General features: G+C 71.5%; 25 protein-coding genes and 1 tRNA gene. 14 read left to right on the top strand and 12 right to left on the bottom strand.

The window, feature by feature from the left end; all coding sequences use genetic code 11:
• Window positions 1–88: 88 nt before the first annotated feature.
• Window positions 89–2,134: a GT-D fold domain-containing protein gene (locus RIC31_RS18120; RefSeq protein WP_350110936.1), complete on the top strand. Its 2,046-nt coding sequence runs from the start codon at window positions 89–91 to the stop codon at window positions 2,132–2,134.
• Between the two features lie 109 nt (window positions 2,135–2,243).
• On the opposite strand, the gene RIC31_RS18125 is transcribed toward RIC31_RS18120, so the two are convergent.
• Window positions 2,244–2,927 (bottom strand): fumarylacetoacetate hydrolase family protein, encoded by a 684-nt coding sequence (locus RIC31_RS18125; protein ID WP_350110938.1) that lies wholly within the window; start codon window positions 2,925–2,927, stop codon window positions 2,244–2,246.
• 108 nt (window positions 2,928–3,035) lie between these two features.
• Window positions 3,036–3,854, bottom strand: a complete 819-nt coding sequence (locus tag RIC31_RS18130; protein ID WP_350110941.1) for a maleate cis-trans isomerase family protein — start codon at window positions 3,852–3,854, stop codon at window positions 3,036–3,038.
• 287 nt (window positions 3,855–4,141) lie between these two features.
• Here RIC31_RS18130 and RIC31_RS18135 point away from each other — a divergent pair, with 287 nt between their 5' ends.
• The gene (locus RIC31_RS18135; protein ID WP_350110945.1) at window positions 4,142–4,429 is read left to right on the top strand and encodes a hypothetical protein; all 288 of its coding nucleotides are present in this window, start codon (window positions 4,142–4,144) and stop codon (window positions 4,427–4,429) included.
• A 60-nt stretch (window positions 4,430–4,489) separates the two neighbouring features.
• Here the strand turns inward: RIC31_RS18135 and RIC31_RS18140 are convergent, their stop codons facing one another.
• Entirely contained in the window at window positions 4,490–5,752 is a 1,263-nt protein-coding gene (locus RIC31_RS18140) for a D-amino acid dehydrogenase (RefSeq protein WP_350110948.1), read from the bottom strand.
• Between the two features lie 59 nt (window positions 5,753–5,811).
• Window positions 5,812–6,321: an MgtC/SapB family protein gene (locus RIC31_RS18145; protein ID WP_350110951.1), complete on the bottom strand. Its 510-nt coding sequence runs from the start codon at window positions 6,319–6,321 to the stop codon at window positions 5,812–5,814.
• Window positions 6,322–6,673: 352 nt separating this feature from the next.
• On the opposite strand from RIC31_RS18145, the gene RIC31_RS18150 reads away from it, so the two are divergent.
• The 3 genes from RIC31_RS18150 (at window position 6,674) to RIC31_RS18160 (ending at window position 9,149) form a co-directional block, all read left to right on the top strand.
• Window positions 6,674–6,988: a co-chaperone GroES gene (locus RIC31_RS18150; protein WP_350110954.1), complete on the top strand. Its 315-nt coding sequence runs from the start codon at window positions 6,674–6,676 to the stop codon at window positions 6,986–6,988.
• 18 nt (window positions 6,989–7,006) lie between these two features.
• On the top strand, window positions 7,007–8,626 hold the full coding sequence (gene groL, locus RIC31_RS18155; RefSeq protein ID WP_350110957.1) for a chaperonin GroEL: 1,620 nt from the start codon (window positions 7,007–7,009) through the stop codon (window positions 8,624–8,626).
• Window positions 8,627–8,711: 85 nt separating this feature from the next.
• Window positions 8,712–9,149: a hypothetical protein gene (locus RIC31_RS18160; protein WP_350110959.1), complete on the top strand. Its 438-nt coding sequence runs from the start codon at window positions 8,712–8,714 to the stop codon at window positions 9,147–9,149.
• A gap of 30 nt (window positions 9,150–9,179) precedes the next feature.
• Here RIC31_RS18160 and RIC31_RS18165 read toward each other — a convergent pair whose 3' ends face one another.
• The 4 genes from RIC31_RS18165 to RIC31_RS18180 all read right to left on the bottom strand — a co-directional run bounded on the left by RIC31_RS18165 (window position 9,180) and on the right by RIC31_RS18180 (window position 11,067).
• Window positions 9,180–9,338, bottom strand: a complete 159-nt coding sequence (locus RIC31_RS18165) for a hypothetical protein (protein WP_350110963.1) — start codon at window positions 9,336–9,338, stop codon at window positions 9,180–9,182.
• Between the two features lie 69 nt (window positions 9,339–9,407).
• Window positions 9,408–9,698, bottom strand: coding sequence for a hypothetical protein (locus RIC31_RS18170; protein ID WP_350110965.1), 291 nt, complete (start codon window positions 9,696–9,698; stop codon window positions 9,408–9,410).
• Window positions 9,699–9,754: 56 nt separating this feature from the next.
• A complete protein-coding gene (locus RIC31_RS18175; protein WP_350110968.1) occupies window positions 9,755–9,904 on the bottom strand; it encodes a hypothetical protein in 150 nt (49 codons plus the stop codon).
• 104 nt (window positions 9,905–10,008) lie between these two features.
• Window positions 10,009–11,067, bottom strand: a complete 1,059-nt coding sequence (locus RIC31_RS18180; RefSeq protein ID WP_350110971.1) for an Ldh family oxidoreductase — start codon at window positions 11,065–11,067, stop codon at window positions 10,009–10,011.
• A 102-nt stretch (window positions 11,068–11,169) separates the two neighbouring features.
• Here RIC31_RS18180 and RIC31_RS18185 point away from each other — a divergent pair, with 102 nt between their 5' ends.
• On the top strand, window positions 11,170–12,234 hold the full coding sequence (locus RIC31_RS18185) for a DmpA family aminopeptidase (protein ID WP_350110974.1): 1,065 nt from the start codon (window positions 11,170–11,172) through the stop codon (window positions 12,232–12,234).
• 8 nt (window positions 12,235–12,242) lie between these two features.
• Here the strand turns inward: RIC31_RS18185 and RIC31_RS18190 are convergent, their stop codons facing one another.
• Window positions 12,243–13,343, bottom strand: coding sequence for a TauD/TfdA family dioxygenase (locus tag RIC31_RS18190; RefSeq protein WP_350110977.1), 1,101 nt, complete (start codon window positions 13,341–13,343; stop codon window positions 12,243–12,245).
• Between the two features lie 100 nt (window positions 13,344–13,443).
• Window positions 13,444–14,643, bottom strand: a complete 1,200-nt coding sequence (locus tag RIC31_RS18195; protein ID WP_350110980.1) for an adenylate/guanylate cyclase domain-containing protein — start codon at window positions 14,641–14,643, stop codon at window positions 13,444–13,446.
• A gap of 89 nt (window positions 14,644–14,732) precedes the next feature.
• On the opposite strand from RIC31_RS18195, the gene RIC31_RS18200 reads away from it, so the two are divergent.
• The 3 genes from RIC31_RS18200 to RIC31_RS18210 are packed head-to-tail and all read left to right on the top strand — an operon-like array spanning window position 14,733 to window position 18,421.
• The gene (locus RIC31_RS18200) at window positions 14,733–17,489 is read left to right on the top strand and encodes an ATP-dependent DNA helicase (RefSeq protein ID WP_350110983.1); all 2,757 of its coding nucleotides are present in this window, start codon (window positions 14,733–14,735) and stop codon (window positions 17,487–17,489) included.
• Window positions 17,482–17,952 (top strand): GNAT family N-acetyltransferase, encoded by a 471-nt coding sequence (locus RIC31_RS18205; RefSeq protein WP_350110986.1) that lies wholly within the window; start codon window positions 17,482–17,484, stop codon window positions 17,950–17,952. Before RIC31_RS18200 ends, RIC31_RS18205 begins: the two co-directional genes overlap by 8 nt.
• A gap of 4 nt (window positions 17,953–17,956) precedes the next feature.
• Window positions 17,957–18,421: a GNAT family N-acetyltransferase gene (locus RIC31_RS18210; RefSeq protein WP_350110988.1), complete on the top strand. Its 465-nt coding sequence runs from the start codon at window positions 17,957–17,959 to the stop codon at window positions 18,419–18,421.
• A gap of 365 nt (window positions 18,422–18,786) precedes the next feature.
• Here the strand turns inward: RIC31_RS18210 and RIC31_RS18215 are convergent, their stop codons facing one another.
• Entirely contained in the window at window positions 18,787–19,863 is a 1,077-nt protein-coding gene (locus RIC31_RS18215; RefSeq protein ID WP_350110991.1) for a COX15/CtaA family protein, read from the bottom strand.
• Window positions 19,864–20,134: 271 nt separating this feature from the next.
• Between RIC31_RS18215 and RIC31_RS18220 the strand changes: the two genes are divergently transcribed.
• The 3 genes from RIC31_RS18220 (at window position 20,135) to RIC31_RS18230 (ending at window position 22,896) form a co-directional block, all read left to right on the top strand.
• Window positions 20,135–20,953, top strand: coding sequence for an alpha/beta fold hydrolase (locus RIC31_RS18220; RefSeq protein WP_350110994.1), 819 nt, complete (start codon window positions 20,135–20,137; stop codon window positions 20,951–20,953).
• Between the two features lie 73 nt (window positions 20,954–21,026).
• Window positions 21,027–21,116: transfer RNA gene (locus RIC31_RS18225), tRNA-Ser, on the top strand.
• 508 nt (window positions 21,117–21,624) lie between these two features.
• Window positions 21,625–22,896 (top strand): radical SAM protein, encoded by a 1,272-nt coding sequence (locus tag RIC31_RS18230; protein ID WP_350110997.1) that lies wholly within the window; start codon window positions 21,625–21,627, stop codon window positions 22,894–22,896.
• Window positions 22,897–23,010: 114 nt separating this feature from the next.
• On the opposite strand, the gene yghU is transcribed toward RIC31_RS18230, so the two are convergent.
• Window positions 23,011–23,886, bottom strand: a complete 876-nt coding sequence (gene yghU / locus RIC31_RS18235) for a glutathione-dependent disulfide-bond oxidoreductase (protein ID WP_350111000.1) — start codon at window positions 23,884–23,886, stop codon at window positions 23,011–23,013.
• 321 nt (window positions 23,887–24,207) lie between these two features.
• Here yghU and RIC31_RS18240 point away from each other — a divergent pair, with 321 nt between their 5' ends.
• Entirely contained in the window at window positions 24,208–24,996 is a 789-nt protein-coding gene (locus RIC31_RS18240; RefSeq protein ID WP_350111003.1) for an aspartate racemase/maleate isomerase family protein, read from the top strand.
• A gap of 104 nt (window positions 24,997–25,100) precedes the next feature.
• Window positions 25,101–25,853, top strand: coding sequence for an SDR family NAD(P)-dependent oxidoreductase (locus RIC31_RS18245; RefSeq protein ID WP_350111006.1), 753 nt, complete (start codon window positions 25,101–25,103; stop codon window positions 25,851–25,853).
• The last annotated feature ends 105 nt before the right edge of the window (window positions 25,854–25,958 follow it).

The following is a 25,958-nucleotide window of genomic DNA, read 5'->3' on the forward strand; positions in this document are numbered from 1 at the left end:
ACGGAGCATCTCGAGCCTGGCGCTCTGCCGGCCGGTTCCGGCTCGACCGACAGCGGGCCTCCAGGATCGTTGCCCTGAGTGACCGATCATGACGACCGGCGGTAACCCGGTCGCCTGGACGACCCTCTTGCAGCAGGCCACGGCGCGCCTGCAGGTCGAGCCCGACGACATGCCGGCCCGGGTGATGCGGGCCGGTGCACTGCTTCATCTGGATCGCCTGGACGAGGCGGAAGCTTCGTTCCGTGAACTCGATCGCGTCCGCCCGATACAGCCATTCGGCCCGGAGGGGCTCGCCCAGGTAGCCGATCGTCGCGGCGATCGGGTCGCGGCGTTGCGTCTGTGGCGGCGGGTCCTGACAGGGTTTCCGGCGCACGCCCCGGCATGGCTCGGGCTCGGAACGCTGCAGCTGGTGGTTGGGCAGTTCGACGGTGCCGGCGGCTCCTATGCACGAGTGGGGGCGCTGGCCCCTGCCTCCCCGCTCGGTGCGGTCGGTGCCGCGGAAACCGCCGCCCACGCCCGCGACTGGGACGCCGCCCTCGAACGGTGGCTCGGGATCCTGCGCCGCTGGCCGGGGATCCCGAAGGCGGTGATCGGCGCGGTCACGGCGCTCGCCAACCTCGGACGGCTGGACGAGGCGGAGGCGCTTCTGGCGGGCCAGGGCGACGCGCTGCCCGCTCCGGATGCCGTGTTCGCCAAGGCGCTGATCCTGCAGAAGCGACAGCGCTACGCGGAGATCGCCAGCCTGCTCGACCGGAACGCCGCCACGGTCCCCGGACACCCGATGCTCCGGCTCATGCGGTTTCACGCGGCCACGGTCAGGGGCCGGCCCGAGGACGCGGCGCGCGCCCTGGCGCCCGCGGGTGGCGGACCACTGCCGCCCTGGGCCCGTGCAATGACCGCGGCGCATGCCTGCGCCGGCGGATCGGCGGAAGCGTGCGGCGAACTCCGGGCGCTCTGGCATGAGCATGGCGAGGCGCTCTTCACGCCCGACCTGATCGGCGTCCTCGCGCAGTCGCTCGGCGAAGCCGAGGGCCGCGGCGCTGTCGAACGGCTCCTGGCGTCCCTCGAGGCGTTGCATCCCTTCAGCATCAGGGCGATCAAGCTGCGGCTGTTTGCCGTGCTTGAGCGGTTGCGCTGGCAGGAAACCTGCCGACCGGGTGCCGACGGCGAGGCGATACGGGGGCTGGCAGCCGCCTTCGACCCGCAGCTGCCGTTCGGTCACGCCGCGCGCTGGCTTGCCCGGCTCGCCGACCGCTTCGATGCGCTCCGGCGGTGCCATGCGGCGTTCCCCATCGACACCGCCTGGCGCCGGGAGGCGGCCGCCGCCGTGGTGGACCGCATCCTCGACCATTGCGCGGAGAAGCGGCCGTTCAGCCTGATACGCCTCGGCGACGGCGAGGGGAATTTCCTGCCCTACCCGCCGGCCTGGGCGCGGTTCGAGGAGGCCGACCGGCGGTCGGTCCAGTATCTGTGGTGGGGAGAGCGCCGTCTCGGTCCGGCGGACGAAGCGGAAATCTCGTCCCTGCTCTGCGATTCCATACGACACGCCGATATCGTCGGCGTCCCGGACCTGTCGCGGCTGTGCTTCGGGATGCCCCTGCCGGCCCCGGCATCGCTGTACCAGAGCTGGCACGACTACCGGGGTGTGCTCGCCATTCTCGACCACCTCGATGGCGGCACGGCGGTGGGCGCCGGCACCTTGATCCGGCCGGAGCAGGTGATCACCTCCTGCAACCTGCATGTCGATCTGGCGTCGTGGGGGCTCTACGAGCGCCTGTTCGGCTCGATCCGGCGGGTGTCGGTGATCGGCTGCCACGCCGCCCTGCCGGCGGAGTTGGCCGCCCGGTTCGGGTTGACGGTGTCCCGCTTCGTTCGGATCCCGCATGAGCGGAAGTTCGGCGAGGCCTTCGGCTACGGGGACGACGGCGACCACTACCCGGATGCGTTCCGGCGGCTGCGGCGCGACCTGGTCGCGGAGCCGGGCGAAGTGTTCCTGGTCGCCGCCGGCATCCTCGGGAAGATCTACTGCGACTGGATCCGCAGCGCGGGCGGCATCGCGCTGGATATCGGCAGCGTGGTCGACCACTGGTGCGGCTTCAGTACGCGGACGCTGCGCCTGGCACCGCGCCGCTGACAGGTTCACGGGCGCCGTCCCGGGCGGTGCGAGCGGGAGGCCGGCGACGGCGTCTTCGGATCCGGGACGCCGTTGCCGTCCCTCTGCGGCGGTCGTGCCGGACCGTCGGTCAGATCACCGCCAGCTGCAGATCGCCGACGCCCGCGACATGGCCGTGCAGCTTGTCGCCGCGCTTGACCGGGCCGACCCCGGACGGGGTGCCCGACATGATCAGGTCGCCGGCCTTCAGCTCGAACAGCTCGGACAGGAAGGCGATCATCTCCGGCACCTTCCAGATCAGCTGGTTCAGGTCGCCGGACTGCCTGGTCTCGCCGTTGATCTTCAGCCAGACCGCGCCCTCGCTCGGGTGGCCGATCTCGCTCGCCGGCACCAGCGCGGTGCAGGGGGCCGAGTGCTCGAACGCCTTGCCGACCTCCCACGGGCGGCCGAGGTCCTTGGCCTGGCCCTGCAGGTCGCGCCGCGTCATGTCGAGGCCGACGGCATAGCCGTAGACGTGGTCGAGCGCGCTCTCCACCGGGATGTCGGTGCCGCCGCTCTTCAGCGCCACCACCATCTCGATCTCGTGGTGCACGTCGCTGCTCTTCGACGGGTAGGGGAAGTCCTGGCCCACCAGCAGGTTGTCCGGGTTCTTCTGGAAGAAGAACGGCGGCTCCTTGTTCGGGTCGTGGCCCATCTCGATGGCGTGGGCGGCGTAGTTGCGGCCGACGCAGTAGATCCGGTGCACCGGGAACAGGTCGGCGCTGCCGCGCACCGGCAGGGTGGCCACTTGCGGCTGGGCGATCACGTAGGGCATGTCGGTTTCTCGTTCATGGCGATGGGTCGGCGGCGACGGGCAGGCGAATGCTTCCCAGGAAATACGCCGCGCCCCGGCGGCCGTCCAGGCGAAGCTGTCGTCGCTCCGCTACCCGGCCAGCCCGCGTTCGTACAGCATGCCGAATTCCGGCTGAGGGTCGTCGACCCCGGCGAGGCGCAGGCAGTGCCAGGCCATCGCCAGGTTGCTCGACAGCAGCGGCTTGCCGGTCGCGGCCTCAACCTCGGCGACCACCGGGGCGACCTCCAGGCTGGTGCAGGACACGAACACCCCGTCGACCCCGGGCGTGCGGCCGGCGGCGATCGCGGCGTCGCGGATCGACTCCCGCGAGATCCTTGCCGCCTCCCGGTCGTCGGTGCGCAGGAAGGTGCCCATCGCCGCCACGCCGACGCCGCGACCCTCGAAGTATTTCCGCAGGTTCTCGTTGATCGCCTGGCTGTACGGGGTCAGCAGGGCGATCCGCTTCATGCCGAGCGTCCGGAACGCCGCGAAGGCGCCGGTGACCGGGTTGGTGAACTTGGCCTCGGGCCGGACCTTGCGCAGCTCGGCGGCAACGCCGTCCTCGCCGATCACCATCGACGCTGAGGTGCAGCCGAAGGCGACCACGCTGAGCGGGATGCTCGGCAGGATCAGGTCGGCGGTCGGCGCCAGGTGCGGCTTCATCGCCATCAGGTTCTCGGGCGTGACCTCGTTGGCCATCGGGATCCTCGCCTCGAAGAACGCCACGCCGGGCTGCCGGATGATGCCGCGGAACTCGTGCTCGACGGTCTGGTCCGTGGCCAGCACCACCAACCCGATGGCGGCCCGGCTGTAGATCCCCGGCGACAGGACCGAGGGCAGCACGCCGAGGTCGACGAAGCCGGAGCTGCGGTCGGTGGCGGGGCCGTCGGCGGCGAGGGCGGTGCTCATGGCGGGCCTCCCGGGTGGATGCTGGCGGGAGTTTACGCGCGGTGGCTGGGGTGGGCCACTGGTTTGGGTCGCTGCCGGCCGAGTGGACCATCCGGCCGGCAGGGCGGGGAGCGGTCGTTTGCCTTGACCTGTCCCTGGACGGCCAGCTGTGATGCGCAAACGAACGGAGAGGACTCCGAAGCTTGCGAAGGCAGTATCATTCCCGAAAGGTCGGGCTAGACCTATTCACCTGGGACATCCACCGGCTGATACGACTTTCAAGAAATCTGAAGGTCCTGTCGGTTCCGTTGAGCGAGATCGCCGAGATCGACGAAAACTGGTGGTATGGCGATCCGGGAAATCTGCCGACACCACGATCCATCGCGGCTCACATGGCGTTGGTCGAGCAGATCGACCTCGCTCATCCGATCCTGCTCTGCGCGGACGGTCGGCTGATGGACGGTATGCACCGGATTGTCAAAGCCCTGCTGGAGAACCGGACCCACGTTCCGGCCGTTCGCTTCCTGATCACGCCCGAGCCTGACTACACCAACGCCTCGGTTGATGAGCTGCCTTACACCGACGAGGAAATCTAGGGCAGACCGGCCGCAATGGGTCGACAGCAGCCACCCGACCGACCACTCAGCGTTATCCCCCTACACCGTCATCCCGTCCAGCGGCACCGCCGTCTCCCGCCCGGCGATCAGGTCCGCCGTGATCCGCGCCGAGGCGTGCGACATGGTCCAGCCCATGTGGCCGTGGCCGCTGTTGATCCAGAGATTGCCGTATTTCCGGCGGCCGAAGCGCGGCGTGCCCTCCGGCGTCATCGGGCGCAGGCCGGCCCAGCCCTGGGCGCGGTCGTAGTCGGCGCCGTCCGGGTACAGGCCGCGGACGACACCCAGCATGAAGTCGAAGTCCTGCGGCCTGTGGCTGGTGTCGTAGCCGGCGAACTCGGCGGTCGCGGTCACCCGCACCCGGTCGCCGAACCGCGAGATCGCGACCAGGTTGTCCTCGTCGACCGAGCCGACGGTCGGCCCGGCCTGGTGGTTGCCGACCGGGATGGTCAGCGAGTAGCCCTTGATCGGGTACACCGCCAGCGGGATGCCGATCCGGCGCGCGAACACCGGGCTGTAGTTGCCGAGCGCCAGGACATAGGCGTCGGCCTTGAGCGGGCCCATCGAGGTGGCGACGCCAGTGATGCGGTCGCCGTCGGTGTCGATCCGCACCACGTCGGTGCCGGTGCGGATCTCCGCGCCCATGCGCCGGCAGGCCTCGGCCAGGGCCTTGGTGAACATCCCGCAGTCGCCGGTCTCGTCGGTCGGGCAGTAGATGCCGCCGGCGATCGACCCGCCGCCTTCGGCAAGCGACGGCTCCAGCCGGACTACGGCCTCGCGGTCCAGCACCTCGGTCTGCTGGCCGTCGTCGGCGAGGATCTTCATGTGCTCGACGCCGGCCGCCAGCCGCGCCTCGGAGCGGTAGAAATACAGGATGCCGCGGGTGTTGCGGTCATAGTCCAGGCCGCCTCCCAGCTCGGCCCCCCCGAGTTCGGCCAGGGTCTCGTGCAGCACGCCCTGGGAGTACAGGCAGAGCCGGTGCTTGCGCAGGGTGTTCACCCGCGCCCGCTCCGCCGTGCACTGGGCCAGGAACTTCAGCGACCAGGACCACAGGCGCGGGTCGGCCGACGGCCGGAATCGCAGCGCCTGGTCCTTCAGGAACAGCGACTTCAGCAGGACCATGGGCGCGCGCGGCGACGACCACACGAAGGAGTGGCCGGGCGCGATCATGCCGGCGTTGCCCCAGCTGGTCTCGTCGCCGACCGCGGCGCGCCGCTCGACCAGCACGACCTCGTGGCCGTCCTTCAGCAGCTGGTAAGCCGTGGTGACCCCGACCACGCCGCCGCCCAGAACCGCAATCCGCATCGCCGCCCTCCTCCGCCGGGGAGAGCCTAGCGCCGGAGCGCGGTCGGGTGGAAGACCGACTACGCGCGCGGCGGCGGGTCTTCCGGCGGCCTCGACACCGTCCGCCGCTCGATCCACTTCAGCAGGCTGAGCACTGCGAAGGCGATGACCGTCAGGCTGAACGCCGCGGTGTAGTAGCCGCAGCCGGTCGCCACGCCGGCCGCGCCCGCCACCCACATGCCGGCGCCGGTGGTCAGGCCCAGCACCCGGTCGTGGCTCTGGATGATGGCGCCGGCCCCGAGGAAGGCGATGCCGGCGGTCACCGCCTCGACTACGCGGATCGGGTCGACGTTCTGCGAGCCCTCGGCCTGCTGCTGGACGTCGTGGTACATCGCCCAGGCCACCACCGTGAAGGCGGCGGCCGCCAGCGACGTCAGCATGTGGGTGCGCAGCCCGGCCGACTGGTTCTGGATCTCGCGCTCGATGCCGATGATCGCCCCGAGCGCCGCGGCCACCGCGAACTTGGTCAGCACCGAGGCCAGGGTCTCGCCCGGCAGGGGCGTCCAGAAGACGGTCGGATCGTACGGCATGCGACAAGACTCCGGTCGGAGGCGATGAACCGGCAACGCCCGGCGCCGCGGATGGATCCGGGATGCGGTGGCGGGCCGCATCGCCGCCCGGCGACGACCGCGACCGGGTCAACCCCCGCCGGCGTGTGGCGTGATGTATCAGGAGCGGTCACTCCAGTTGTCCCGAAGTATGAATTCAGGAAAATGCAATAGAATTCGCAAATATATTCAAGCTCATCCCGTAATAAATTTTAGAATATCGGAAATATTGCGTCGCAATTCCTTCGGCATCCCCCTATCTGAGGGAGGCGATTTGGCGCTCTCGCTCCGGCGACGCCGAAATCCCAAGAGAATCCGGTCGAGGAGACCACCGATGAATCTGCGCCCATTGCAGGACCGTGTCCTGATCCGACCGATCGAGCGGGACGCGACGTCCCCCGGCGGGATCATCATCCCCGACACCGCCAAGGAGAAGCCGTCGGAGGGCGAGGTCCTGGCCGTCGGCCCCGGAACCCGCGACGAGCACGGCAAGCTGCATCAGCCCGGCGTCCGGGCCGGCGACCGCGTGCTGTTCGGGAAGTGGTCCGGCAGCGAGGTCAAGCTCGACGGCGAGGATCTCATGATCCTGAAGGAAACCGACATCCTGGGCATCGTCGACCAGGTCGCCGCCAAGAAGAACGCCGCTTAACGCACCGGGAGAACGACCGTGAGTGCCAAGGAAGTCAGGTTCAGCACCGATGCGCGCGAAAGCATGCTGCGCGGCATCGACATTCTGGCCCACGCGGTGAAGGTGACGCTGGGCCCGAAGGGACGCAACGTCATCCTGTCGCGCGCCTACGGGGCGCCGCGTATCACCAAGGACGGCGTCACCGTCGCCAAGGAGATCGAGCTGTCCGACCGGTTCGAGAACATGGGCGCGCAGATGGTCAAGGAGGTCGCCAGCCGCAGCAGCGACCTGGCCGGCGACGGCACCACGACCGCGACGGTCCTGGCCCATGCGATCGTGCGCGAGGGCTCGAAGGCGGTCGCCGCCGGCATGAATCCGATGGATCTCAAGCGCGGCATCGACATGGCCGTCGCGGCGGTGGTCGCCGACCTCGAGAAGGTCTCGCGGAAGGTCCAGACCAATGCGGAGATCGCCCAGGTCGGCACGATCTCGGCCAATGACGACCACGAGATCGGCGAGATGATCGCGCGGGCGATGGCGAAGGTCGGCAACGAGGGCGTGATCACGATCGAGGAGTCGAAGTCACTCGAGACCGAGCTCGACATCGTCGACGGCATGCAGTTCGACCGCGGCTACCTGTCGCCCTACTTCGTGACCAACGCGGACAAGATGATCTGCGAGCTGGAAGACCCGTACATCCTGCTGCACGACAAGAAGCTGCCGGGTGTCCAGGCCATCCTGCCGCTGCTGGAGGCGGTGGTTCAGAGCGGCAAGCCGCTGCTGATCGTGGCCGACGACGTCGACGGCGAGTCGCTGGCGACCCTGGTCGTGAACAAGCTGCGCGGCGGCCTGAAGGTCGCGGCCGTGAAGGCCCCGGGCTTCGGCGACCGACGCAAGGCCATGCTCGAGGACATCGCCATCCTGACCGGCGGCCAGGTCATCAGCGACGACCTCGGCACCAAGTTCGAGAACGTCACCCTCGACATGCTCGGCACCGCCCGCAAGGTGCGGATCGAGAAGGACAACACCACGATCATCGACGGTGCCGGCAAGAAGAAGGCCATCGAGGCCCGCTGCACCCAGATCCGTGCCCAGGTCGAGGAGACCACCTCCGACTACGACAAGGAGAAGCTGCAGGAGCGGCTGGCGAAACTGTCGGGCGGGGTCGCGATCATCCGGGTCGGCGGCGCCACCGAGGTCGAGGTCAAGGAGCGCAAGGACCGTGTCGACGACGCGGTGCACGCGACCCGTGCGGCGGTCGAGGAGGGCATCGTCCCCGGCGGCGGCGTGACCCTGCTCTATGCCAGCCAGAAGCTCGGCGGCCTGAACCCGCAGAACGACGACCAGAAGGTCGGCATCGACATCATCCGGCGTGCCCTGCAGTCGCCGGCCCGGCAGATCTTCACGAACGCCGGCGCCGACGGCTCGATCGTCGTCGGGAAGCTGCTCGAGAAGGCCGACGCCGGCCACGGGTTCGACGCCCAGACCGGGACATATGTCGACATGACGAAGGCCGGGATCATCGATCCGACGAAGGTCGTCAGGCTGGCCCTGCAGGGTGCTGCCTCGGTCGCCGGCCTGCTGATCACCACCGAGGCAATGGTGGCGGCGAAGGTCGAGAAGGCCGACGCGATGGCCGGCGCCGGCATCGACTACTAGTCAGGTCGCGACACCCGTCGCGGCAGCGGTCGCCGGCAGCCCACCCTGGCTGCCGGCCGACCTCCAGCGAAGGAATCGACGTGACATGACCCTCAGGCTGGCGTCTTCCAACGACCACCAGGCGCTCGCCATCCGGGACCGCGTCCTGCCGCTGGTGCGGTCGCGCGGGACCATGGAGGAGCAGTGGGGCGGGCTCCGGCGCATCACGCTGTCGACGGGCCCCTGGTCGTTCAGCCACTGGACTCCGTTCAAGACGCTGGGGACCGGCGAGGCCTCGTCGCCGGGCTATCGCCATGCGATCGAGCAGCAGCGTGCCGGCCCGACCCTGGAGTACGGGCTCGACATCCGGCTTCGCGGCGCCAAGGTCCTGGGGCTGCTGTGGTCCGACAACGGCGCCTTCGACGTCAACCTGTTCGAGCGGGGGGATTGGGAGACGCTGGTCCTCGACCTGGCCGGCACGTTCGAAGGGCTGCCGGCCGGGACCGCGGGCGACGCCGTGCCGCCGGTCGACGGGGCGACCTGAGCCGCGGGCTTCCTTCCGTCGTGCCGGGGGCTACAGTGACGTCGCGGGATGGTGTCGCCGGCGCGCCTCGGCAACGGCATCGGCCAGGCTCGTGTATCGAAACTCGCCGACATGAAAATAGTCCATCGGCACCCTGGTGATGCCGAGCCGGGACATCTCGCTCTCGGCTTCCGACTCGAGGGGCGTCACGGCCGGCGGTTTCCGCGGTTGCGATGCCATGTGATCTACTCCTTCGACGAAATCCGGGGAGGGGCGGGGTCAGGGCAAGGCGCAGCCGGCCTTGCCGTTCCGGGCAGCAAGATCGCGCGCCACGGCGGCGTCCAGTTCGCTCGGATCGATCGTGAGCGTCTGCGACCGGCCCGGGTGATCCGGTGTCGGCCCGAGATGAAGCAGGGCCGCAACCCGTCGATACGCCGGGAACGAGACGCCTTCCAGGAGTTCCTCGTCGAACTCGATGCTGTAGGCGCCGGCCGGCAGGGGGTCGTCGAGGCCGGATAGCACGAAGGGGCGCTCGAACGTCACCTGCTCCGTGCGCGTACGGGTGGTCATCGCGGTCCTCCGTCCGTCGGCGGGCGCGGAGCGGACCGTCCGCTCCGCGCCGGCTGCTACGGCTTGGACGGCGCGGACATCGCCACAGGCGCCGGGCCCGGCTCGATCACCGGCTGAAGAACCGTCTGCACTTCCGCCGGTTTCTCGGCATGGGCAGTATCGAGCTTGTTGTTGTCCTGGTGGGTCGAGAATTTCTTGAACGACATGTGGTCCTCCGAATATACGTGAAATAAATTACCTCAAATACTTGGCCCCAAGACGCTTCGTTTACAATGAGAATGTTTCAATATAATTCCGGCTGTAGGAAAACTTACCCTGCCAGCCTCTTCGGCGCCGCGACCCCGAGCTTCCCGGCCCAGCCCTTCAGCCCGTCGACGATGCCCGGATACAGCGTCACCCCGTGCTCCAGCGCCGCCCGCCTGCGGGCCAGGGCGCCGTCGCCCGGCAGGCGCACCCGGTCGACGCCGGGGCGCGGCGGGTTGCCGCGGCAGGCCTGGGCCAGCCAGTCGGTCTGGCGGGTGTACTCCTCGACCCCGGCGAACGCGGTCGGGTCCCAGACCTGCACGAACACCCCGGCGCCCCAGCCCTCGGCCGGGTCGGCGCGGCCGTGGCCGGCCAGGCCCTGGGTCAGCGCCTCGACGATCAGTGCCAGGCCGTAGCCCTTGTGGCCGTGGTCGATGCCACCGACCGGCAGGATGGTGCCCGGCGGGTCGGTGAACAGCACCGCCGGGTCGGTCGACGGGTTGCCGTCGGCGTCGATCACCCACTCGTGGTCGAGTTTGCGGCCCTCCTTGTGCAGCCGGCCGGTCAGCCCGTTGGTGGTGATCGAGGCCGAGATGTCGACCAGGATCGGGTCGCCCGAGGTCGGGATGCCGACCGCGACCGGGTCCGGGGTGTACACCGCCCTTGTGCCGCCGAACGGCGCCACGCTGGCGACCGACGGGTCCGAGCAGGCGAGCTGGACCATCATGCCGTGTCGGGTCGCGCGCTCCAGGAACGCCGCCAGGCAGGCGATGTGGTGGGCGCGCCGGATCGACACGGTGCAGGTGCCGTACAGCCGGGCGCGCTCGACCGCCAGGTCGACGGCCGCCGCAGTCAGCCACACCCCCGACAGCCGGCGGCCGTCCCAGCTCACCACCGGGCCGCGGTCGGCCAGGACGGCCGGCTGGCCGCTCGCCGTCATGCTGCCGTCCGCGAGGGCCGCCAGGTAGGGCGGCACCAGCTGCAGGCCGTGCGTCGTGTGGCCCATCAGGTCGGCCTCGACCATCAGCGGCGCCACCACGGCGGCCTTGTCGGCGTCCAGCCCGGCGGCCGCGAACAGCGCCTCGGCATAGGCGATCAGGTCGTCGGCGGCGTAGCGTTCGGTCATGCCTCGGTCCTCCCAGGGGATCTTCGGGCCGGACCTTAGCGGGCCGTGGCGGCGCCGACTACCGGCTGCTAGACAGGCGGCGGAACGATTTCGGAGGACGCCATGGACGACCGGCCGCGGCTGCGCGACCTGGGGGTGACGATCGGCACGCTGCCGGCCGGTCCGGGCAACGCCATCACCGACGTCGCCGGCGTGGCGGTCGGCCACGTCACCCTGTCGGACGGGGCGGTGCAGACCGGGGTGACCGCGGTGATCCCGCATGCGGGCCACCCGTTCCGCGACAAGCTGCCGGCCGCCGTGCACGTGGTGAACGGCTTCGGCAAGAGCGCCGGGCTGATGCAGCTGGCCGAGCTCGGCACCCTGGAGACCCCGGTGGTGCTGACCAACACCCTGTCGGTCGGCACCGCCTCGACCGCCCTGGTCCGGCACATGCTGGAGACCACGCCGGAGATCGGCGCCAGCACCGGCACCGTCAACCCGATCGTCATGGAGTGCAACGACGGCGCCTGGCTGAACGACATCCGCGGCCTGCACGTCGGCGAGGAGCATGTCCTGCGCGCGCTGGCGGAAGCCGGCCCGGCGGTCGAGGAGGGGAACCTCGGCGCCGGCACCGGCATGAGCTGCTACGGCCTGGCCGGCGGCATCGGCACCGCCTCGCGGGTGGTCGCGCGCGGGCCGCGCCGCTACGCCCTCGGCGCCCTGACGCTCTGCAACATGGGCCGGATGGAGGATCTCAGGGTCGACGGCCGCCCGGTCGGCCGTGCCGTCGCCGAGCGGATCGTGGCCGAGAAGGCCGAGGCCCGCGAGCAGGGCTCGATCATCGTGCTGCTGGCGACCGACGCGCCGCTCGACGCCCGCCAGCTGCGCCGGCTGGCGGTGCGCGGCGGCGCCGGGATCGGCCGCACGGGAACGCATTTCGGCTCCGGCAGCGGCGACGTGGTGCTGGCCTTCGCGACCGCCGAGACGGTGCCGCACGCCATGCCGGAGGATCCCGAGGCGACGCGCCGGTCGCTGCACGAGGACGCCATGGACCCGCTGTTCCGGGCCGCCATCGAGGCCGTGGAAGAAGCGATCCTGAACGCCCTGCTGGCGGCCCGCCCGACCCGCGGCAAGCAGGGCCGCAGGCGCCGCTCGCTGGCCGAGTTCGCGGAGCTGGTGCGGGGCTGAGGCCCGGGCTACCCGGCCGCCGCCCGGCTGACCCGGTAGACGCTGTGCAGGCCGTCGGGCTCGACGTAGCAGCCCTGGAGGTGGCGGCGGCCGGCGGCGGCGAAGGCGGCGCGGCCGTGGGTCATGCGGTGGTTGTCGAACATCAGGGTGTCGCCCGGCTCGAGCCGGAACCGGATCTCGAAGGCCGGGTCGCCGAGCCGGGCGCCGAACAGGGCGCGGGCCCGGTAGAAGGCGGCCAGACGGTCCGGCGTGTCGGGCAGCACGTATTCCACGCGCGGGCTGAAGCGGATCCGCTCGAGCGTGCCGTCCTCGGCCAGCTCGACCATCCGGCCGACGTCCTCGAGCACCGAGCCGTCGCCGTCGTAGCGGTAGCGGATGCGCGCAGCGGCGAGGGCGGCGAAGGCGGCCGGGTCGTCGGCGCGCAGCGATTCGGCGACCGCGAAGCCGTCGGCCAGGGTGGATTCCCCGCCCTCCGCCTCGTTGACCAGGCAGCTCAGGAACTGCACCCCCGGGATCGGCCGTCGGTACGGGTTGTCGGTGTGGGCGTACAGCGGCAGGTCGGTGTAGGCGAGGTCGGTCGGCGCCTCGGTGACCCGCACGTCGTACAGCGTGCCGAAGTTGGTCACCCGGACCGGCCCGAACAGCCCGGCGACCCGCAGCACGGTGCCGGGCTCGGTCCCGCAGCCCCGGATCAGGCCATGGCCGCGGCGCAGGAACCGCTCCAGGTAGCCGGCCATGGCGGCCGGCCCGGCCAGATCCGCGAAGGCCGCCTCGTTGGCCCGGAAGCCGGCGGCGGCCCAGGGCTGGCGCGGCGGCAGGGCATCGGCGGTCCCGTCGACCTCGCCTTCCAGCCGGTCGAGCTCGAAGCGGACCGCCCTGCCGTCGCTGAACCGGACTTCGGTGCGCCCGCACGCCAGGACGGCGACCGACTCCACGGACAGCGCCGGGTCGAGGCGCCAGGGATCGGCCAGCCGCTGTCGCGAGGTCGGGTCGAAGTCGTCGGGCTCGCGGCTGCGCTCGCGCAGCCAGAGCGGGTGCAGCGGCACGCGGGTCCCGTCGGCCCGCCGGAACACCACCGCGCCATCCTCGACCCCCAGCGCCCGCAGCATCCCCGCCTCCCGGACCGTACGACCATCCGGCCGCGCCACGATGGTGCCGCTAGAAGCAGCCGTCGGCAATGCGGATCGGGAAGCGGCCGGCAGGCCCCGTTCAGGCCAGCCCGTACAGCGTCACCGGCTCGGTCACGCCGCGGATCGGGTGGGCGCCGACCGAGCGCAGCCTCGGGGTGCCGCAGGTCGAGGCGAAGGCCTCGGACGCCAGCAGGCTGTGCCCGAGCGGCCGGCACAGCGCCTCGATCCGGCTGGCCAGGTTGACCGCCGGGCCGATCACCGTGAAGGCCTGCCGGCCGCCGGCGCCGACATTGCCGTAGCGCACGGTGCCGACGTGCAGCGCCACCTCCAGCGGCAGCGCCGGCAGGCCGTCGTCCGCCAGCGCCGAGGCAAGCGCCGCGACCCCCTCGATCGCGGCGGTCGCCGCCTCCAGGGCGGCGGCGCAGGCCAGGGCCGGGTCGGCCTTCAGTTCGAAGGCCGCCAGGAAGCCGTCGCCCAGGAACGCCAGGATCTCGCCGCCCTGGCCGGTGACCGGCGGCACCATCGCGTCCATGTGGCGGTCCAGCAGGTCGACCAGCCGCTCGCCCGGCACGGCGTCGCTGGCGGCGGTGAAGCCGGCGAGGTCGGCGACCAGGATCACCGCGTCCATCGCCTCGGTCTCGCCCGGCTGCACGCTGCCCTCCAGGATCTGCGCGCTCGAGCGGTCGCCGACATAGGCCTCCAGCAGGTTGCGGGCGATCGAGCGTTCCAGCCCGGGCAGCGCGGCGGCGGCGGCGCGCGGCCCGACATGCTCGAAGATCGCGACGTCGGAGTCCCGGAAACCCCGGGGGTGCTTGGTCATCCAGCGGATGATCAGTCCCTCGCGGCGCGCGGTATCGTTGCCGCCGACCTCGAACAGCTGTGCCAGGTAGTCGGTGTGGCCCTCGGCCGCCAGTTCCTCGAACACCTCGAAGTCGGCGCGCTCGGCCGGATCGGCGAGGCGGCGGCGCATCCGGAAGGTGCCGGTCTCGATCATGTGCCTGAGCGGGCTGCGCATCCAGGCCGCGCCGCGGCTCTCGCTGTGCCGGAACACCCCGGTCTCGATCCCGGCGACCGTCGACCAGGACACGCCGATGGCGTCGATCGCCGGATGCAGGGTGCGGGCCGCGAGCCGGATCTGGTTGACCCGCACGCCGGCGTCGCAGACCGCGGCGGCGACGCGCTCGACCACGTCGTCTACCGGGGCGCGGCGCAGGGCCATGGCGACCAGGTCGGAATCGAGCGCCCGGATGACCGGGGCGGCGGGATCGGCGTCGGACATGCAGGCCAGCTCCAGCTCGGGAATGCCGCTTCAATCTGGGGCCTCCGGGCCGGCTTTCAAAGCCCGGGCCCCGCTGCTACACCGGAACCATGCGCTCCTCGCTCGCGTCCGTCATCGCCGCCCTGCCGGCCCTGCACGCCACCCCGGTCGGCGCCGCCTGGCGGCACGGCGACGGACGGGTCGAGCGGCCCGGGCCGGGCCGGGCGGCGGTGTGGGCGCACGAGGCGGCGCCGGTGGTCTGCCACGCCCGCTCGGTGGCGCGCCGGATCGGCGTCGACGCGGTCGAGGCGATGGACGTGCTGGAGCTGTTCGCCTTCGTGCGGCCGGCGACCTTCTGCCTGCCGACCCCGCGCGGCCTGGCCGAGGCGGTCGGGGTGCCGCCGCCGCACGGCCTGGAGGACGCCCCCGACGCCCTGCTGCGGGTCGCCGACGCACTGCTGGCCGAGCTGCCGGAGCGCGAGGCGATCGGCCGCCGCGACCGCTGGGCCCGGCCGATCGCCAGGATCATGCATGACGGCGGCTGGCGCTGGGGCCGGCTGGTGCTGCGGGCCCTGGGCGAGCCGGACCCGGGACCGCCGGCACCGATCCGGCCCTCGGGCATGGAGGTCTGGCGCGACCTCGCCGAGTGGTCCGAGCACGCGCCGCCGCCGCCGGCCGGCCACGAGCCGGTCAGCGGGGAGGAGGCCCGCGCCCGGCTGGCCGAGACCCTGGGCGACGGTGCCGAGGCGCGGCCGTCCCAGGCCGACTACGCCGCCTCGGTCGCCGCCGCCTTCCGCCCGCGCGAGCGCGAGGACGAGCCGACGGTGGTGCTGGCCGAGGCCGGCACCGGGGTCGGCAAGACCCTCGGCTATCTGGCGCCGGCCTCGGTCTGGGCCGAGAAGAACGAGGGGGCGGTGTGGATCTCCACCTACACCCGCAACCTGCAGCACCAGATCGACAGCGAGCTCGACCGGCTGTACCCGGACCCGGTCGCCAAGGCCCTCAAGGTCGTGGTCCGCAAGGGCCGCGAGAACTATCTCTGCCTGCTGAACCTGGAGGAGGCGAGCCGCACCCTGCCGATGCAGCCACAGCACGCCACCGCGCTCGGCCTGATGGCGCGCTGGGCGCGGGCGACCCGCGACGGCGACCTGCAGGGCGGCGACTTCCCGGCCTGGCTGACCGACCTGCTGGGCCGCGGCCGCACCCTGGGCCTCGCCGACCGGCGCGGCGAATGCGTCTACGCGGCCTGCCCGCACTACCACAAATGCTTCATCGAGCGCTCGGTGCGCCGGGCCCGCCGTGCCCGGGTGGTGGTCGCCAATCACGCCCTGGTGATGATCCAGGCGGCGCTCGGCGGGGTCGACGACGGCAACGTGCCGACCCGCTACGTGTTCGACGAGGGCCATCATGTGTTCGACGCCGCCGACGGGGCGTTCTCGGCCAACCTGTCGGCCCAGGAGACCGTCGAGCTGCGGCGCTGGCTGCTCGGGGTCGAGGGCCGGCGGGCCGGGCGGGCGCGCGGCCTGCGCCGGCGGGTCGAGGAACTGGTCGTCGACCGGCCGCAGGCCCTGGAGATGGTCGACGAGATCGAGGAGGCGGCCAGGGCCCTGCCCGGCGACGGCTGGACCAACCGGATCGCCGACGAGGCGCCGAAGGGGGCGGCCGAGGCGTTCCTGGTGCTGGTGCGCCGGCAGATCTACGCCCGCGTCGCCGACCCCAGGACGCCCTACGGTCTGGAATGCGAGGCCAAGCCGCCGGTCGAGGGGCTGGTCGAGGCGGCCGAGGTGCTGGACCGGGCGCTCAAGCGGCTGGTCGTGCCGATGCTGGCGCTGCGCGGCGAACTGCTGGCCCGGCTCGACGCCGAGGCCGACGAGATGGACACCGGGACCCGGCTGCGGATCGAGGCCGTGACCCGCTCGCTGACCCGGCGAGGCGAGTCCATGGTCGAGGGCTGGCGTTCGATGCTGCGCAGCCTGAGCGACGACACGCCGGCGGAATACGTCGACTGGATGGCGATCGAGCGGGTCGAGGGCCGCGACCTGGACGTCGGCCTGCACCGCCACTGGATCGACCCGACGGTGCCGTTCGCCGCCACCGTCGGCAAGGCCGCGCACGGCCTGGTGGTGACCTCGGCGACCCTGCGCGACGGCTCCGGCGACGACGCGGCGGACTGGGCCGCGGCCGAGACCCGCAGCGGCGCCGCCCACCTGCCGGCCCCGGCGATCCGCTCGGCGGTGGCGTCGCCCTTCGACTATCCGGCGCACACCCGGGTGTTCATCGTCAACGACGTGCGCAAGGACGACCTGGACCAGGTGGCGGCTGCCTACCGGGCGCTGTTCCTGGCCGCCGGCGGCGGCGCGCTCGGGCTGTTCACCGCCATCACCCGGCTGCGCGCGGTACATCAGCGGATCGCCGGCGCGCTCGACGAGGCCGGGCTGCCGCTCTACGCCCAGCATGTCGACGGCATGAACCTGACCACGCTGGTCGACATCTTCCGGGCCGAGGAGGAGGCCTGCCTGCTCGGCACCGACGCGGTGCGCGACGGGGTCGACGTGCCCGGCCGGTCGCTGCGGCTGATCGTGTTCGACCGGGTGCCGTGGCCGCGCCCGGACATCCTGTACCGGGCCCGGCGGGCGGCGTTCGGCGGAAACGTCTACACGGATATGCTGACTCGCCTTAGGCTGAAGCAGGCCTTCGGCCGATTGGTTCGCCGCGCGGATGATCAGGGGGTGTTCGTGCTCCTCGACCCGATGATGCCCAGCCGCCTGCTCGGCGCCTTCCCGGACGGGGTGGCGGTCAGCCGCTGCGGCCTGGCCGAGGCGGTAGCCGAGACCCAGGCCTTCCTGAACGGGGCGCGCCATGGCTGAGCGCGGCCGCATCCGCCGGGCCCGGCCCGGCGAGGCGGCGGCGCTGACCGAGCTGGCGCTGCGCTCCAAGGCCTACTGGCCCTACGACGACGCGTTCATGGAGGTCATGCGCCGGGTCCTGAAGATCACCGAGGAGGAGATCCGGGCACACCATGTCCTGGTGCATGAGACCGGCGGCGTGGTCGACGGGGTCGGGGCGCTGGCGCTGTTCGACGACGACTGGGAGGTCGACCACCTGTGGGTCGAGCCGGCGGCGATCGGCCGCGGCATCGGCCGGCGGCTGCTGGACGCGCTGCTGGCCCGGGCGGCGCGTCTCGGGGCCGGGCGCGTCCTGGTCGAGGCCGATCCCCACGCCGAGAGCTTCTATGCCCGACGCGGCGGCGTCCGGGTCGGCGAGCGGGCCAGCGGCATGATCGACGGACGCTCGCTGCCGGTCCTGGCGATCCATCTCGACGCCGGCTGACGCGGTGACCGGCGCGCGGATCCGCCGGGCCCGGCCCGACGAGGCGGCGGGGCTGACCGCCCTGGCGCTGCGGGCCAAGGCGCACTGGCCTTATGGCGAGGACCTGATGGCGGTGTTCCGGCGCTCGATCGTGATCGCCGCCGCCGACATCGCCGACCACCTGGTCCTGGTGCACGAGACCGGCGGAACGGTGGATGGCTTCGGCGTGCAGCGGCCGGGCGGCGGCGGTGCGGACATGGAACTCGACCATCTGTGGGTCGACCCGCCGGCAATCGGCCGCGGGGTCGGCCGGCGGCTGTTCCTGGCGTTCGCCGACGAGGCCCGGCGCTGCGGGGCTGCTCGCATCGTGCTGAATTCCGACCCGTATGCCGAGGGCTTCTACACGCGGCTCGGCGCGGTGCGGATCGGCGACCACCCGGTGGCCGAGATCCCCGGCCGGGTGCTGCCGCGCATGGCGTTCAAGCTCTGAGCTCGACTTTGGCCAAAATTGGCAGCGATGCTACCACTGCCGTGCGGCAGTGGAGCCATGCCGTGAGAATTCCTTGCTGTCCCGGTCGGCCGGCGACAGCGGGAAATTCTCATATGGCTGCGATCATCCACCCCCCCCCCCCTTTTGTCGTCATTCCGGACGCTCGCGCGCCGGCTCTTCGCGACTTCGTCGCTGCGGCCGGAATGACGACAGGGGGGGGAAGCCCGGCCCCCGCCGACGGCGTCGCCCCAACGGCGTCGCCCCAAATGCAGGTGTGGGGTCTCGCCGATGCACCGCATCGCCTTCGCCGCCGCTCCTGGCCGGTGGACTTCCTGACGCGACGCAGGCCATGCCGGAATACACTCTCAAGCTCTGAGGCTGAAGCGGGTCCAAACCGCGGTCGAGAACAGCGCCACCGCGCCGGCCTGGTGCAGGGCGCCGAGCCAGACCGGCACCACCAGCAGCAAGGCGGCGATGCCCAGCGCCACCTGCGCGGCCACCGCGACCGCCAGCAGCCGCAGCGGCAGGCGGGCGGCGTCCGGCGCCCGGCGCCCGGCCCAGTGGCAGAACCCGAGGGTGGCCAGCGCGGTGCCGACCGCCAGCCAGCGGTGGTTGAACTGCACCGCCGGGACCCACTCGGCCATCCCGGCCAGGCCCTGCTCCCAGTAGCCCTCGGGGACGAACGACCCGTCCATCAGCGGGAAGGTGTTGTAGGCGTAGCCGGCATCGGTGCCGGCGACGAAGGCGCCGGCCAGCACGGTCAGCGAGACCAGCGCCAGCACCGCCGTGGCTCCCGCCCGCAGTGCCGGAGTTGCGCCGGCCGGCCGCGGTGACAGCAGGTCGAGCGCCGTCCACAGCAGCACGCCCAGGATCAGGAACGCCATCGACAGGTGGGTGGCCAGCCGGTACGGGCTGACCTCGGGCTCGTCGGCCAGGCCGGAGGTCACCATCCACCAGCCGATGCCGCCCTGGATGGCGCCCAGCACGAACAGCGCCGCCAGCCGCGGCGCCAGCGCCCGCTCCAGCCGGCCGGCGGCCAGGAAGGCCAGGAACGGCAGCGCGAACACCACCCCGATCAGCCGGCCCCAGACCCGGTGCAGGTATTCCCAGAAGAAGATCGTCTCGAAGTCCGACAGCGTCATCCAGGCGTTGTGCAGCCTGTACTCCGGCGTCTGCCGGTACAGCGCGAACACCCGCTCCCACTCGGCCTCGGTCAGCGGCGGGATCCAGCCCATCAGCGGCCGCCACTCGACCATCGACAGGCCGCTCTCGGTCAGCCGGGTGATGCCGCCGATCACCACCATCGCCGCCACCATGGCGGCGGTCGCCAGCAGCCAGGCGGCGACCTGGGGCCGGGCCCGCAGCGCCTTGTCGGCGGCCTGGCCGCCCGCGGGCCGGTCGCGTTCCGGCCGGCGCTCAAGGGTCGGATCGGTCATGGTCATGGGGACGCTAGATGGCGCAGCCGGCCGGCCCGGTCAATCGAGCCGGCCGCCGCGGCGCTGCGGCGGATCGTCCCTCGCGGCCGGCCCGGCGGGCCGGCACCTCGGGATGACGCCTCGGGATGACGCCTCGGGGCCGGGCGGTCGCACCCGCGATCGACGCTTCCGGCGCCGCCGCTTCCTTCCTAGGATGCCGGCCTGAGATGCCGGTCCAGGATGCCGGCGGCCCGGACCGACCGGACCGCGCTACCCGCCGGATCGCCAGGAGGCCTCGATGAAGCTCCTTCGCGTCAACGACCACGACATGGCCTATCTCGACATCGGGGCGGGCAAGCCGCTGCTGTGCGTGCACGGCTCGCTGAACGACTTCCGCGCCTGGATGGCGGTGCTGAAGCCGCTGTCCGCCGGCCGCCGGCTGATCGTGCCGAGCCTGCGCCACTACTTCCCGGAGCACTGGGACGGCCGGGGCGGCCGGTTCACCATGGCCCAGCACGTGGACGACGTGATCGCCTTCATCGAGGGCCTGGGGACCGGGCCGGTCGACCTGATCGGCCACTCCCGCGGCGGTCACCTGGCGTTCCGGCTGGCGCTGCGGCGGCCCGATCTGGTCGACCGGCTGGTGCTGGCCGAGCCGGGCGGACAGCTCGACGACTCGCTGCTGCCGGAGGGGGCGGGCGACGGCCCGCCGGCCGCGGGCTCGCGCGCCCATGTGGCCGCGGCGTCGGAGAAGATCGCTGCCGGCGACCTGGACGGCGGCCTGCGCGCCTTCATCGACGGCATCAACGGGCCGGGCTCCTGGGACGCGCTGCCGGCGGCCGACCGGCAGATGCGCGAGGACAACGCCTATACCCTGATCGCCCAGGTCAACGAGGGCCGGCTGCCGTTCGCCAGGGCCGAGGCCGAGGCGCTGTCGGTGCCGACCCTGTTCGTCGGCGGGGCCGACACGCCGGGCATGCTGCCGGTGGTCCTGAAGGCCCTGGCGGCGCATGTGAAAGGCGCGCGCACCGTGACCATCCCGCAGGCCGGCCACAGCATGTTCCGCCAGCAGCCGGCGGCGTTCGCAAAGGCCGTGCTGGCGTTCCTGGAAGACTGAGCGCCGTCGCCGCATCGGCGCTTGCATCCGTCCCCGGCTTTGACTAGGTTCCCGGCCTCGGTCACGAGCCTGCGGAGAGGTGCCGGAGTGGTCGATCGGGACGGTCTCGAAAACCGTTGTGCGTGTAAGCGTACCGTGGGTTCGAATCCCACCCTCTCCGCCACTTGCTCGGGAATCCCGCAGATTCCCCAAAGGCTTCTGATCTCCACGAATGCGTCAATGGCGACATCGACCCCGGGTCCCGAGCGGGCTGCGGCGGCGGTCGTTCGCGGCGCGCGGGGGCCGGGCGGGCGGTCTCCGCGAAGCCGGGTCGGCCGGTGGCCCGAACAGCGATGGCACCGTCGTCTCGACGCAGCGGTTCCCGTGACGGCGGCGGTGTTCCGACGCGCGCGCCGACCGAATCAAATGCACCGTCAGCCAATTCCTGATGCGCCGGGCAGGCCGGGTCCGTCGACCATTCGACGCGGGTGCGACGGCGCCATATAGTCGCGGGCGTGCATTGTACCGGGGGAACTCCGATGGTCTCGCGTTGGACACGATCTGATCCGGATGCGCTTCCGGCCGACCACCTGCTGAACGTCGTCGGACGTGTCTTGTCCGGCCGGACCGGTGGCTCGCCGGCCGCCGGCATCCCGGGCGGGTCCGGAGGGGCTGGTGGCGACAGCAGGGCCATGCCGGCGGCCGCGATGGCGCCGGCCGAACTTGCCGCCGCCGACGCGGCGTTCAGCCGTGGCCTCGACCTGCACAACCACGGCGAGGTGCCGGCTGCCGAGGACCGGTACAAGCAGGCGCTCGTCCTCGATCCACATCATGCCGGGGCGTCCAAGTTCCTCGGCAAGGCCCGGTTCCGCTCGGGCGACCGCAGCGGGGCTCTTCGTCGGTTGCTGCCACTGGTCGCCGTCGCGTCCAAGGACCAGGCCGTGAGGGACATGTTCGCGGCGGTCACGCCGTTTCACCCGGGGGTGTCGAACGAGCCGATCGGCCGCCTCTACCGGCGCGACCACTTCGTCGGCGTGACCGACCGGGAGCGCGCCAAGCGCCTGTTCGCGCAAGCCATGGTCAACGTCGACCTCGAGCTGTTCTCCTACTGCAACCGGCGTTGCCTGTACTGCCCCAACGTCTTCATCGACCGGATCAGCACGAACAACTACCTGCCCGGCCCGGTCTACGAGATGATCGTCCGCGACCTTGCCGAGATCGACTACAAGGCAAAGATCACACTCAATTTCTACAACGAGCCCATGGCCGATCCGGTCACGCTGCAGGCCTGCCGCGAACTTAGGGCGGCGTTGCCGGGCGCGTCGATCCGGATGAACACCAACGGCGACTATCTCAACAGGGACTCCCTGGCCGAGATCCGCGATGCCGGGCTGAATCACCTGCTGATCTCGCTGCATGTCTCGGCCGTGGTCGACTGGGACGACGAAAAGGTCAAGTTCAGGGCCGAGCAGATCTACGATCGGGTCGGCCGCCGCCCGGAGGAGATCGACTTCCGGCCCGGCCAGTCCTATCGGGCGATCATTCCGTTCAAAGGCATGCGGGTCGAGGTGATGCAGGGCAACTACAGCCAGTTCGGCTACAATATCGGCGGACTGATGCGTCACATTCCGGCGCCGACCGAGCGCCTCTCGCCCTGCGACGAGCCGTTCAAGTCGATGACCGTCACCTACAACGGCAACCTGACGCCGTGCTGCCGCATCCGGGGCGATGCCGATGACCACAAGCCCTACGTCACCGGGAACCTCGCGGACTACGGATCGATCTACGAAGCCTGGGCGAGCGACGCCCTGGCCGGCTGGCGGCGCCACCTTCTCGGCTTCAACCCGAAGGCCAAGCCCTGCGACGAGTGCAAGGCGGTCCAGGTGAAGGACAGCCCGGCCGAGCGACGCAAGCGCGAGGCCGCGGCGCAGCTGATCCCGGACGACGAGCGCCGACTGGCCTGAGCGCCCGGCCGGGGCACGAGCCGCCCGGTTTCGGCGGCCCGCGTCCGGTCCGGGCGTGGTACAGGAGCGGTGTCGCAGGGAACGGGTCGAAACGACCCGCCGGCAGGGTTGCCGCTACTCCGCTGCGATCTTGTCCTGGGTCCTGGTCTCGAAGTCGCCGGCATCGTGGCGCTCGTGCAGCTGCTCGGCCTCCGGACCGGAGAGCCGGTTGACCATGCGGCCGCGGATCACCGCCGGGCGCCGGGCGATCTGCTGCTGCCAGCGCACCACGTTGGTGTAGCTGTGGGCCTCCAGGAAGGTGGCGGAATCGTTGTAGATCGTCCCGGCCACTAGGTTGCCGTACCAGGGCCAGATCGCCATGTCGGCGATCGAGTACTCGTCGCCCGCCATGTACTCGTTGTCCGCCAGCCGGCGGTCCAGCACGTCGAGCTGGCGCTTGGTCTCCATGGCGAAGCGGTCGATCGCGTATTCGATCTTCAACGGGGCGTAGGCGTAGAAATGCCCGAAGCCGCCGCCGAGATACGGCGCGCTGCCCATCTGCCAGAACAGCCAGTTCAGGGCCTCGGTCCGCTTGCCGTGATCCTTGGGCAGGAACGCCCCGAACTTCTCGGCCAGGTACAGCAGGATCGAGCCGGACTCGAACACCCGGGTCGGCGGGCTGGTGCTGTGGTCCATCAGCGCCGGGATCTTGGAGTTCGGGTTGACCCCGACGAAGCCGCTGCCGAACTGGTCGCCGTTGCCGATCCGGATCGGCCAGGCGTCGTATTCGGCGCCCGCATGCCCGAGCGCCAGCAGCTCCTCGAGCATCACCGTGACCTTCACGCCGTTCGGCGTCGCGAGCGAGTAGAGCTGCAGCGGGTGCTTGCCGACCGGCAGTTCCTTGTCGTGGGTGGGGCCGGCGATCGGCCGGTTGATGCTGGCGAACCGGCCGCCGTTCTCCTTGTCCCATTTCCAGACGGCCGGCGGCGTGTAGCCCGACGTATCGTTCATCTGCTGGCTTCCGTTCGTTGTTCTGCGTTGTGACAGATGGGATGCCGCCGGGCGGTTTCGACCGGTGGCCGCCATCCGGCGGGTCGACCCGCCTGCTTTTGCGCGGCATGGCTGTTTTCCGGCAATGCTAGGACGGCTGCCACAGCCGCGCCAAGCCTCGATTTCCGGGCCCGGCGACGCCCCGCGCCCTCGGCTCGCGGCGTCGCCGGCATTGCCGTTGTTCCGCACGGGCAAGGATCGGCGGCCTTGCCATGAAGGCGCTGGCGGGCGCCGCCGCAGCCGCTATCGTGGCGGGCAGCGACGACATCGACCGGGGACGTCATGACGCAGAACGACAACTGGGGCTGGAAGGCCCGGCTCGGCATGTTCATCGTCTCCAGCGAGGCGGTGCCGGAGGCCGAGTGGTGGGCGATGGCGCCGCCGCATGTCTCGGTGCACGCCGCGCGGGTGACCGCGAAGGCGCCCTGGGCGCGCTGGCGCGACGACCGCTCCGGCGTCGAGCTGGCCGACGACCTGGCGCGCGGTGCCGCCCAGTTCGCCGCCATGCGGCTGTCGGCGGTGGTGCTCGGCCACAGCTCCAGCAGCGTGCTCGGCGGATCGGGCTGGGACGAGGCGGTGGTCGCCGCACTGTCGGCGGCGGTCGCCCCGGGCACCGCGGTCACCACCAACGGCCTGGACTGCCAGGCGGGCCTGCGCGCCGCCGGGGTGCGGCGGCCGTTCGTGGTGGTGCCGGCCTGGTTCGACGAGGCGTTCGCGGTTGCGGCCGCCGGCTATTTCGCGGACCGCGGCTTCGACCCGGCCGGGCATCTGCGCTACGACCCCGGCCGCAAGTGGCGCGACATGGCGCCCGGCGAACTGTATCCGGCCGGCATGGGCTTCGAGCAGGAGGTCGAACCGCTGTACGCGCAGATCCGCACCGCCTGTCCGGCCGGCGCCGACGGCGTGCTGATCGCCGGCACCGGCTTCCGCTGCGTCGCCATCCTCGACGCCCTGGAGCAGGACCTGAAGCGCCCGGTGCTGTCGGCCAACCAGGCGAGCCTGTGGCGCGGCCTGCGGCTGAGCGGCGTGCACACGCCGGTCGCGGGCTACGGCAGCCTGCTGCGGCTGTGAACGCGCGCCGCCGGTGAACACGCGTCTGGAGAACCCGGCGCGCGGCGGCTAGCATCCTGCCCGCGCGGCGCCGAGACGCCGCGGATGCGGACGGGAGGAACGGCATGGAACTCAGGGGCGCGGTCGCGCTGGTGACCGGCGGCAACGGCGGGCTCGGGCAGCGGATCTGCCACGCGCTGGCGGCCGAGGGGGTCGACATCGCCGTGATGTACGCCCGCAGCCAGGAGCAGGCCGAGGCGGTCGCCTCAGAAGTGGCCGACCAGCACCGCGTCCGGGCCAGGGCGTTCGCCTGCGACATCACCGACGGCGCGGAAGTCGGGCGGCTGGTGGCCGACGTGACGGGGCATTTCGGCCGGCTCGACATCCTGGTGAACGACGCCGCCTACAACAAGGCGATCCCGTTCCAGGATCTCGACAACCTGACCGAGGAGGAGTGGGACAAGATCCTGGCGGTCAACCTAACCGGCCCGATGCGCCTCACCAAGGCGGTGGCGCCGGTGATGAAGGCCCAGGGCGGCGGGCGGATCGTCAACATCGCCTCGGTCGCCGGCCTCGGCCCGACCGGCTCGTCGATCGCCTATGCGGTGTCCAAGGCCGGGCTGATCCACCTGACCCGCTGCATGGCGGTTGCGCTGGCGCCGGAGACCCTGGTGAACTGCGTGGCGCCCGGCCTGCTGGAGGGCACCCGCGCGACCGCCAACCTGCGCAACGAGCAGATCGAGCGCGCCAACGCCGGCGCCCTGCTGAAGAAGGCCGCCGACAAGGACGACTGCGCCGACATGGTGGTCACCATGTGCCGGACCGAGACCATGACCGGCCAGACCGTGGTGATCGATGCCGGGCGGCTGTTCCACTGAGGGGGGGGCGACGAGGGCCGTACGACCGGTCGCCGCCCGGTTGATCGACCTCAAGGCGCCGCTTTCGGTTCCGCGATAGTCGGGGGGCTGCCGCCCCGACCGGTC

This window comes from Thalassobaculum sp., from assembly GCF_040219615.1.
GTDB lineage: Bacteria > Pseudomonadota > Alphaproteobacteria > Thalassobaculales > Thalassobaculaceae > Thalassobaculum_A.